We start from the raw sequence: 1,404 nt of genomic DNA on the forward strand, positions 1-1,404 counted from the left end.
CGCTCGACGACCACGACCAGTACGTGCCGGCGCAGGAGCCGGAGCCAAATCCCGAATTGCTGACGGCGTTCGACGATTCGCCTGCGCCCATAGTGCGCGGCAATCTGCCGAACATCTATGACGGCATCTACCGCACCGCCTATTCCTACGGCATGTCCAAGGCGATGACGCAACGGCTGATCAAGTTGCTGGCATCCGGTGTCGACTTTCAGTCGCGCCTCAATCCCACGGACCGCATCGAGGTGCTGTTCTCGCAGCCCGATGGCGACGACCAGGCGTCTGACGAATCCGAGCTGCTTTACGTCTCCGCGACTTTCGGCGGCACGACACGAAATTTCTATCGTTTCCAGATGCAGGACGGCAGCACCGACTACTTCGACGAAAACGGCAGCAGCGCCGAGCAGTTTCTGCTGCGCAATCCCTTGCCCAATGGCCGGTTTACGTCCGGGTTCGGTGCCAGGCGTCACCCCATTTTGGGGTATGTGAAAATGCACACCGGCACCGACTGGGCAGCTCCCGTGGGATCGCCGATCATTGCCGCGGGCAACGGCGTCGTCGAAAAGGCCGGCTGGGCCGGCGGCTATGGCAAGCAGATCATCTTGCGTCACGCCAATGGCTACGAGACGTCCTACAATCACCAGAGCGCCTTTGCCAAAGGCATCGAGCCGGGTGTTCGCGTTCGCCAGGGTCAGGTTATCGGCTATCTCGGCTCAACCGGCCTCTCCACCGGTCCGCATCTTCATTACGAACTGATCGTCAACGGCACAAAGGTCGATTCGATGCGCGTCCGCCTACCGGTCGGTAAGACGCTGAAGGGCGACGACCTCGTCGCCTTCAAGCGCGAGCGCGAACGCATCGACGACCTGCTCAAGCAGGAAGACAGCAATCAGTTGAAGGTCGCGAGCGCCAAGATCGAAGGCTGAGCCGACGTTTTTCGTCGTCAGCCCTGCTGATTCGCCGTGTCGCGCGCCCATGGCAGCCGCTCGCCGGAAACCGTCGTCCACGCGGTGATTGCCGAAAACAGGCAAAGCAGCGCGGTCACCGCGGCAACGGCGGCGAATGCCGCGTCGCTGGCGGCAAGTCGTGCCGTATCGAGGCCGGGCGCCAGGCCGGCTGGCGGCGGTTCGCCGAAACCCGGAATGCCGGAGCCGGCAGCGGTGCCGAGCACGCCAGCATAGACCCAGGCCGCCAGCGATCCCATCGCCGCCACGGCAATCAGGCCGCCGATGCGCGAGACGGCGTTGTTGATGCCCGAGGCCGCACCCGTATCCTTGTCCTCGACCCCCGTCATGACCGCCGTAGACACCGGCGAAACAACCACCGCCAAGCCCAACCCCAAAAAAACCAACACACGGAATACCCCCAAACACAAAAAGTATATTATAAACAACAGACGCAGCCCCC

General features: G+C 62.5%; 1 protein-coding gene and 1 pseudogene (1 of these 2 running past the window's edge). One reads left to right on the top strand and one right to left on the bottom strand.

The window, feature by feature from the left end; genetic code table 11:
• Positions 1–923 carry the end of a M23 family metallopeptidase gene (locus tag NKJ32_RS31080; RefSeq protein WP_352577119.1) on the top strand. 1,036 nt of this gene lie to the left of the window's left edge, so only the last 923 of its 1,959 coding nucleotides appear in the window; the start codon falls outside the window, past its left edge; the stop codon is at positions 921–923.
• A 17-nt stretch (positions 924–940) separates the two neighbouring features.
• On the opposite strand, the pseudogene NKJ32_RS31085 reads toward NKJ32_RS31080, so the two are convergent.
• A pseudogene (locus tag NKJ32_RS31085) lies at positions 941–1,404 on the bottom strand (MFS transporter); the annotation flags it as partial.

Origin of the sequence: Mesorhizobium sp. M0159 (assembly GCF_040322295.1) — a bacterium.
GTDB lineage: Bacteria > Pseudomonadota > Alphaproteobacteria > Rhizobiales > Rhizobiaceae > Mesorhizobium.